7 protein-coding genes are annotated in these 7,793 nt (G+C 64.8%); 5 read left to right on the top strand and 2 right to left on the bottom strand.

Annotated features, from left to right (window positions below):
- Positions 1-539: 539 nt before the first annotated feature.
- Positions 540-1,007 carry a DUF1489 family protein gene (locus ACYQ4T_RS07355; protein WP_459852001.1) on the bottom strand — a complete coding sequence of 156 codons (468 nt, stop codon included), beginning with the start codon at positions 1,005-1,007 and terminating at the stop codon, positions 540-542.
- Positions 1,008-1,112: 105 nt separating this feature from the next.
- On the opposite strand from ACYQ4T_RS07355, the gene ACYQ4T_RS07350 reads away from it, so the two are divergent.
- A complete protein-coding gene (locus ACYQ4T_RS07350; RefSeq protein ID WP_459851999.1) occupies positions 1,113-1,646 on the top strand; it encodes a hypothetical protein in 534 nt (177 codons plus the stop codon).
- Here ACYQ4T_RS07350 and ACYQ4T_RS07345 read toward each other — a convergent pair.
- On the bottom strand, positions 1,643-2,179 hold the full coding sequence (locus tag ACYQ4T_RS07345) for a hydrolase (protein WP_459851997.1): 537 nt from the start codon (positions 2,177-2,179) through the stop codon (positions 1,643-1,645). The two genes, ACYQ4T_RS07350 and ACYQ4T_RS07345, sit on opposite strands and share 4 nt — an antisense overlap.
- 158 nt (positions 2,180-2,337) lie before the next feature.
- Here ACYQ4T_RS07345 and ACYQ4T_RS07340 point away from each other — a divergent pair, with 158 nt between their 5' ends.
- The 4 genes from ACYQ4T_RS07340 (at position 2,338) to ACYQ4T_RS07325 (ending at position 7,770) form a co-directional block, all read left to right on the top strand.
- A complete protein-coding gene (locus tag ACYQ4T_RS07340) occupies positions 2,338-3,999 on the top strand; it encodes a DEAD/DEAH box helicase (protein WP_459851995.1) in 1,662 nt (553 codons plus the stop codon).
- Positions 4,000-4,127: 128 nt separating this feature from the next.
- Positions 4,128-4,976, top strand: coding sequence for an ABC transporter permease (locus ACYQ4T_RS07335; RefSeq protein ID WP_459851993.1), 849 nt, complete (start codon positions 4,128-4,130; stop codon positions 4,974-4,976).
- Positions 4,977-4,989: 13 nt separating this feature from the next.
- Positions 4,990-5,910 carry an ABC transporter permease gene (locus tag ACYQ4T_RS07330; RefSeq protein WP_459851991.1) on the top strand — a complete coding sequence of 307 codons (921 nt, stop codon included), beginning with the start codon at positions 4,990-4,992 and terminating at the stop codon, positions 5,908-5,910.
- A 45-nt stretch (positions 5,911-5,955) separates the two neighbouring features.
- Complete coding sequence (locus ACYQ4T_RS07325; protein ID WP_459851989.1) at positions 5,956-7,770, top strand: ABC transporter substrate-binding protein; 1,815 nt, start codon at positions 5,956-5,958, stop codon at positions 7,768-7,770.
- The last annotated feature ends 23 nt before the right edge of the window (positions 7,771-7,793 follow it).

The raw sequence follows: 7,793 nt of genomic DNA, 5'->3' as shown, positions 1-7,793 counted from the left end.
AAACTCTCAGGTTAACCTGATCTCTCAGAGCCGAAGCTCCGGTCGATCCGTCAACGTTGGTCCTTGCTTAAACGCGTCTTCCTTACTGCATGAAACGCTACATGCCCTCCAGCCGATCGCTCAGCCAAAGAACCGCAACGTCTCGAGATAACGAAGACAGCAAGAGCCCAGAACTCAGTTCCGAAGAACTGTCCCAGGACCCGCCGCCCGCGTATCCCTTCTCGTCAATATTACAATGTCAAACAGCGTGCGGCGAACCGCAGGAGACGCCCAGGCGATTCGGCCCGAGACGAAACCCCAACTATAGTTATTTTAGAGAGGCGTTTCAAGCGCCTCAGCCTCAACCGAAAGGTTGCGCCGAGACGCACCGCCGATCCCCTTCGCGTTTCGCCTTTTGCAAGGCGCCCCGCTCGGGTGGCGCGGTTTTTAGGCGAGTCGTTCCGGGATGTAAAGCAGAAAAGATTTCGCGCCGAATGCATATCTGCCTGACGCAAATGCATGCGCGGAAAGCCGCGGAAAATCCAGTTCTGAGCAGCCACCTATAGCAAACCGAGCGCCTTCAACTCGGCGACCATCTTCGGCGGGAGATCGGCTTCGGCGCGCGCGGCGCGGAGCGCAGCGCGCTGGTCCGCGAGATCCGCCGGCGCGTCCTCCTCCTCGAGATAGCGCCAGCCTTGAAACGCCCGGCGCGGCCGCGTCTCGGTGAGAATCATCTTCGGCTCATAGACGATGGCGCAATAGGCATTGCCCTTCTCGTCCTGGACATCGTCGAGGCGCAGGATCGGGTGCCGCACGCAGATTCGGCCGCGAATCACCCAATAGAGTGAGCCGCCGTCGAGCACCTCTGCGAGCCGTTTCGGCTTCATCCGGGTCCAGTGCGCGTGCTCGCTCGGGCTCCTGAGACCCTTGCGTTTCCTGGCTTTCCTGCAGTCGTCGCTGTCGAACCACGCGGCCAGTTCGTCGATGCTTTCGATGCCGACGCATAATTTGACAAGGTGAACGGTCATGCGAAAGACTTTGCGCTGTTCCGTGGGGCAAGCGTTTGCGGCTTGAAGGCTCTGGCTTAGAGGATGGCCAGGGCCGGCATCAAGCCTTTGAAGGAGCTCTTGGCCATGTCCCCGATTTCGGCGTCTCGCCGATCCATCGCTTTCCTCTCCGCGCTCGCGCTGCTGGCCGGCTGCGCGCCCGGAACGGTCAACTATGTGCACGTCGATTCCAGCTACGACCCGACCGCGCTGGCGCATATCCCCTACACCGGACCGCTCTATGCCGACGTTTCCGGCAATCCATTCGGCATCCCGCAGGAGGACCTGCAGCGGCTGGTGAACGACGCGATCCAGCCTTCGTCCGCCAAGGCCGAAACCGGCCAGGGTGTCCGCGTCCACATTGCCTTCGGCCCGACGGCGGCGGATCGCGGCTCCGCCTGCAGCATGGGCGGCACCCAGCAGATGTCGAGCACGATCTCCGTGGTCGCCGCGCTCTGCCGCGGCGGCGGCAGCGCCACGACCTACCTGATCGGCTCGGTGGACGACATCCGGGGTCCGAGCGATCCCCGCTTCGAGAGCTTCCTGCGCCAGGTGACGGTCCAGCTCTTCCCGCGGGTCGATCCCAACCGCGATCCGCCCTGCTTCTTTCCGAACTGCTAGCGGATCATCTTGCTGATCGAGCGGAACTCCGGGGCGCTCGCGCTCCGGAGCCACTCGAACAACGCCATTTCCGCGGTGATCAGCGTGGCGCCGGCGCGGGCCACGCGGTGCAGCGCCACTTCCCGGCTCTCCGCGCGCCGCGAGGAAACACAGTCCGCCACCACGAAGACCTGGTAGCCCGCCTCGATCAAGTCGAGCCCGGTCTGCAGCACGCAGACATGGGCCTCGACCCCGGCCAGGATAAGTTGCGGCTGGCCCGCACGCTTCAGTTCATCCCGGATGGTGGGGTTCGCATAGGCCGAGAATTCCATCTTCTCCAGCCGCCGGGTGATGAAACCGGTCAGTCCCGGCAAGGTCGCGCCGAGCCCCTTCGGATACTGCTCCGAGGCCAGGATCGGCACACCCAGCTCGTAAGCACCCCGCAGCAGGACGCCACAACGCGCGGTCACATCGGCGGCATCGACCACGGCGGGAACCAGCCGTTCCTGCATATCCACCAGCAATAACAGGGACTTCGCACGTTCGAGCAGCATGCCGGGACCTCTCGCATAATCGAGCCATGCGACCTTAGCGCACCCCCCTTCACATTGACAAAACAGCGATTTTTCTTATATTTCCGGCGGCTTAAGTGACTTGGACTCGCGGGCAACCGTCGCTTCGAAAGCCTTTGCAATCGCCCGCATCGGACAACATGAAATTCGCAGATCTGGGGCTTAGCCCCGAACTCCTGAGCGCTATCGCCGATTCCGGCTACGAGACCCCAACCCCGATCCAGGCTCAGGCCATCCCGACCGTCCTCATGGGACGCGACGTGCTCGGCTGTGCACAGACCGGCACCGGCAAGACCGCTGCCTTCGTCTTGCCGATGATCGACATCCTCAATCACGGCCGCACGAAAGCGCGCATGCCGCGCTCGCTGATCATCGAGCCGACGCGCGAGCTCGCGGCGCAGGTCGCCGAGAACTTCGAGAAGTACGGCAAGAACATCGAGCTCTCGATGGCACTGCTGATCGGCGGCGAAAGCTTCACCGACCAGGAACGCAAGCTCGACCGCGGCGTCGATGTGCTGATCGCCACGCCGGGCCGCCTGCTCGATCTCTTCGAGCGCGGCAAGATCCTGATGAACGACGTCAAGATCCTGGTGATCGACGAAGCCGATCGCATGCTGGACATGGGCTTCATCCCCGATGTCGAGCGCATCGTCTCGCTGATCCCGAAGATCCGCCAGACCCTGTTCTTCTCCGCCACCATGGCGCCGGAGGTGAAGCGGCTGGCCGACGCCTTCCTGATGAACCCCAAGGAGATCACCGTCTCCGCGCCGGCCACCACCGCGACCACGGTGACCCAGGGTCTGGTGGTTTGCGATGAGCTGGACAAGCGCGAAGCGCTGCGCCGCCTGATCAAGTCGGAAGAAGTGACCAACGCGCTCATCTTCTGCAACCGGAAGAAGGACGTCGATATCCTCTACCGCTCGCTCAGCAAGCACGGGTTCAATGCCGCCCAGCTGCACGGCGACATGCCGCAGTCGAAGCGCACCGAAACCCTGGAGAAGTTCAAGAACAACGAAGTGACCCTGATGGTCTGCAGCGATGTCGCCGCGCGCGGCATCGACATCAAGGGCCTCTCCCACGTCTTCAACTTCGACACCCCGCATCACGCCGAGGACTACGTGCACCGGATCGGCCGCACCGGCCGCGCCGGCAAGGAGGGCCGCGCCTTCACCTTCGCCATGCCGGAAGACGGCAAGGCGGTGCAGGCGATCGAGAAGCTGATCGGCAAGGAAATCCCCCGGGTCAACATCGAGGGAATCACCACCCAGGAGCTCTCGGACGAAGCGCCGCGCCGTGGGCGTGGCCGCAGCGGTGGCCGTGGCCGCGGCGGTGAGCGCGGCGAGCGCACCGGCGGTAGAGGCGAGCGCGGCGGCCGGTCGAATGGCCGCGGCCCGCGTCGCGACCGCGAGCAGCCGCAGGAATCGCGCGTCGATGCGATCGACGCGGCGATCCCACATCCCGCCGCCGAACTGCACCGCAAGGACAAGCTGGCATCCGCGACCGCCTTGCCGGAGATCGCCGACCAGGTGGTGGCCGATCACCCGATCGCACCGGTCGTCGTCGCGGGCGTTGCCAGTGGCGTGGTGGGCCCGGTCACTTCGGACGGGCTGCCGAGCCAGACCTATGCCAACTCCCGGCATGAGAATCGCCATGAGAACCGTCATGAGCGCCGGGCGCATGCCCATGCCGAGAGCCACGGCGAGCATCACGGCGGGCCGTTCGGCGATCACACGCCGGAATTCTTCGCCCGCGAGCAGCGCCGCGCGCTGCAGATGACCGAGCGCAGGCCGGCGGCGCGCTGATCCGAGTTCCGTCACCCGCGGGCTTGACCCGCGGGTCCCTCTCCAGCGCCCTCCCCTTTTCAATCAGTTGACCGCGTCACGCCGCAGCCTATGCTGCGGCGTTTTCGTGACAGCGGATTTTCAAGGCGATGACGATCCTCAAGGCGCTCTTCAAGCGCAAGCTCGCGTTGCTCGGGCTGATCGTCATCGTCGCTTTCGTGCTCCTGGCCTTGCTGGCGCCCTGGATCGCGCCTTTCCCCTATGCCGAGATGCACAAGGACGGGCTGACCGATTTCGGCAGCCCGCTGCCGCCCGGCGGTAAGTACTGGCTCGGCACCGATACGCTCGGCCGCGACCTGCTCTCGCGGCTGATCTTCGGCGCCCAGGCGACCCTGATCGTCGCCATCATCGCCAACACCATCGCCTGCGCGATCGGCACCTTGGTCGGCGTCACCGCCGGCTACCTGCGCGGAATCGCCGGCAGCCTGCTGATGCGCTTCACCGACCTGATGACCGCCTTCCCCGCCTTGCTGCTGGCGATCCTGCTGGCCGCGATGTTCAACCCCAGCCTCTGGATCGTGGTCATCGTGATCGCGATGGTGAACTGGGTCCAGGTCGCGCGCGTCACTTACACCGAAACCATCTCGCTCTCCGAGCGCGAGTTCATCACCGCCGAGCGCAGCCTCGGCGCAAGTGCCGGCCGCATCCTGTTCCGGCATCTGCTGCCGCATCTCGTGCCGACGATCACCGTCTATGCGACGCTCGGCATCGCCACCACCTCGTTGACCGAGGCGACGCTTTCCTTCCTCGGCATCGGCGTGCAGCCGCCGACCCCCAGCTGGGGCAATATGGTGAACGAGAACCAGACCTATTTCGAATCCGCGCCCTGGCTGGTCTTCTTCCCCAGCGCCTGCATCGGCATCCTGGCGCTCTCCTTCAACCTGATCGGCGACGCGCTCCGCGACCTGCTCGACCCGACCTTGCGGGGGCGGCACTGATGGGCAGCCCCCGATGGTGAGTTACGTGCTCCGCCGCCTAGTGCAGATGCTGCTGACCCTGATCGGCATCAGCATCATCACCTTCCTGATCACCCACGCGCTGCCCGCCGACCCCGCGCGCCAGATCGCCGGCCGCACCGCCAGTGCGGCCCAGGTCGAGCAGGTCCGGCACGCCTTCGGCCTCGATCTGCCGCTGCACGAGCAGTATCTGCATTACGCCGCCAATCTGGTGCAGGGCGATCTCGGCCGCTCCTACGTGCAGCGCACCGAGGTCGCATCGCTGATCGCGGCACGCCTGCCCGCTACCCTGCTGCTGATGCTGGGTGCGATCGTCTGCGAGCTCGTGATCGGCCTCACCGCCGGCACGATCGCCGCCTTCAAGCGCAACACCGCCTTCGACCAAGGCGTCATGATCGGCGCCCTGCTCTTCGTCTCCACCCCGCAATTCCTGGTCGCCTATACCCTCCTCTATGTCTTCAGCAACTGGCTGGGCTGGTTCCCGTTGAGCGGCTATGGGTCGTTCCGGCACCTGGTGCTGCCGTCGATCGCGCTGGGGCTGCTGGGCGGCGGCTGGTATGGCCGCATGATGCGCTCCAGCATCATCGAGGTGCTGCGGCAGGACTACGTGCGCACCGCCCGCGCCAAGGGCCTTAGCCGGGCGAGGATCGTCCTCATTCACGTGCTGCCCAACGGCCTCTTGCCGATCATCGCCATGATCGGGCTCGACATCGGCTATTTCATGAGCGGGATCGTGGTGGTGGAATCGGTGTTCGGCTGGCCGGGGATCGGCCAATTGGCCTGGCAGGCGATCCAGACCATCGACATACCCATTATCATGGGGGTGACCTTGGTGGCCGCCTGTGCCATCGTGCTGGGCAATCTGCTGGCCGACCTCGTGGCGCCGCTGATCGATCCCAGAATCAAGCTCAAGTAATCAAGCTCAAGTAAGCAAGCAACGAAAAACACGACGGAGAGGGACATGAACATGAACCGGCTGTTGATCTCAGTATCTGTGGTCGCCCTGCTGGCGCTCGGCGCCTGCGGCGAGAAGAAGGAAGAACAGGCCTCCAGCGAGCAGACCCAGACCGCCCCGGCGCCGGCACCCGCGCCGGCGGAACCCGCCGCGCCCGCGGCCACCCAGGAATCCGCTGCCACGCCCGCCGAGCCCGCCGCCGCCCCGGCTGCAGCACCGGCGGCACCGGCAGCCACCCAGGAGGCTGCCGCAACGCCGGCCGCCACCGGCGAGGTCAAGCAGGGCGGCGAGATGACCGTCACCTTCAAGGACGACATCTCCACGCTGGATCCCGCGATCGGCTACGACTGGAAGAACTGGTCGATGATCAAGAGCGTTTTCGACGGCTTGCTCGACTACAAGCCCGGCACCACCGAGATCATTCCCGATCTCGCCGAAAGTTTCGAAGTGGCGCCGGACGGCCTCACCTACACCTTCAAGCTCCGCAAGGGCGTCAAATTCCACAACGGCCGCGAGATGAAGGCCGCCGACGTCAAGTATTCGCTGGAGCGCACCTGCAACCCCGACACCGCCAGCCCCGGCGCCGGCTATTACGGCGCGATCAAGGGCTTCGAGGACTTCCAGGGCAAGAAGGCGACCGAGCTCGCCGGCATTACCACGCCGGACGACTACACGGTGAAGATCGAGCTCTCGCATCCCGATTCCACCATGCTGCATCTGATGGCGCTCAACTTCTCCTTCGTCGTGCCGAAGGAAGAGGTGGAGAAGGCCGGCGCCGATTTCGGCAAGAAGCCGGTCGGCACTGGCGCCTTCAAGGTCAGCGAGTGGACCAGCGGCCAGAAGATCGTCTTCGAGCGCAACAAGGACTATTTCCGCGCCGGACTGCCGCATCTCGACAAGATCACCTTCGAGATCGGCCAGGACCCGACCGTGGCGCTGCTGCGGTTGCAGAAGGGCGAGATCGACATTGCCGGCGACGGCATCCCGCCTGCGAAATACGCCGAGGTGCTGGCGGACCCGGCGACCAAGGATCTCGTCACCATCACCGACCAGCTCCAGACCGGCTATGTCTCGATGAACGTCAACATCGCGCCCTTCGACAAAGTGGAAGTGCGCCAGGCGGTCAACATGGCGATCGACAAGGACGCGATCGTGAAGCTGATCAACAACCGCGCGGTACCGGCGAACCAGCCGCTGCCGCCGGCCATGCCCGGCTATGACAAGAGCTACACCGGCTATGCCTACAACGTGGACGAGGCGAAGAAGCTCCTGGAAAAGGCCGGAGTCGGCAGCGGCTTCGAGACCGACCTCTATGTCATGAACGTCGATCCCAACCCGCGCATCGCCCAGGCGATCCAGCAGGACCTCGCCAAGATCGGCATCAAGGCGAACCTGAAGTCGCTCGACCAGGGCACCGTCATCGCCGCCGGCGGCAAGAAGGACGGCGCGCCGATGATCTGGTCCGGCGGCATGGCCTGGATCGCCGACTTCCCGGATCCCAGCAACTTCTACACCGCGATCCTGGGCTGCGGCGGCGCGGTCGATGGCGGCTGGAATTGGGCCTGGTACTGCAACAAGGATCTCGATGCCCGCGCCGACAAGGCGAATGCGATGACCGATCCCGCGCAGGCCGATGCGCGCGCCGCCGAATGGGGCAAGATCTTCGTCGATCTCATGAAGGACGCGCCCTGGGCGCCGGTCTTCAACGAGAAGGCGGTGGTGATCCATTCCAAGCGGGTCGCGGGTCCGAACGGCATCTTCGCCGATCCGATCCACATCCCCGTCAACTATGACGAGGTCTACGCGGTCGACGCGCAGTAAACCCGAACGACGGTGGCCGGGCC

This window comes from Dongia sp. agr-C8, assembly GCF_054658695.1.
This window is presented reverse-complemented; position numbering and strand designations above follow the sequence as displayed.